The sequence below is a fragment of the Oleiphilus sp. HI0128 genome (assembly GCF_001635365.1).
Genome location: NZ_LWGG01000411.1, coordinates 1 through 439, shown reverse-complemented (window position 1 = coordinate 439; position 439 = coordinate 1). Strand labels below are relative to the sequence as shown.

Below are 439 nucleotides of genomic sequence, written 5' to 3'. Positions count from 1 at the left end.
GGGTAAAGTGTTAGGCATTGTCTACCGCACCGTCTCTACGCATTTAATTAGGCAGGCTGGTTTTACCAAGGCTACCGCACAAACCGGTGCAGTGACGTTGATCCAACGCTTTGGTTCTGCGCTCAACCTTAATGTCCATTACCACATGCTATTTCTCGATGGCGTATACGCCGAAGATACCTATGGCCAACGGCGGTTCCATCGGGTCAAGGCACCCACTCAACATGAACTCAATGCGCTCGTTAACACCCTCAGCCACCTGGTCGCTCGCTGCCTGGAAAAACGCGGTCTGTTGGAGCGAGATGCCGAGAATACCTGGTTGACGCTGGACGAGGAAGGAGGAGATGTACTCACGCAACTGCACGGTTCCTCGGTGACTTACCGCATCGCCACCGGCCCCCAGCAAGGGAGTAAGGTCTTCACCCTGCAAACCTTCCCT

1 protein-coding gene is annotated in these 439 nt (G+C 54.7%); it reads left to right on the top strand.

From position 1 onward, the window contains the following. The coding region (locus tag A3763_RS26720) for a transposase (RefSeq protein ID WP_197482782.1) at positions 1-439 on the top strand (439 nt) is incomplete at both ends.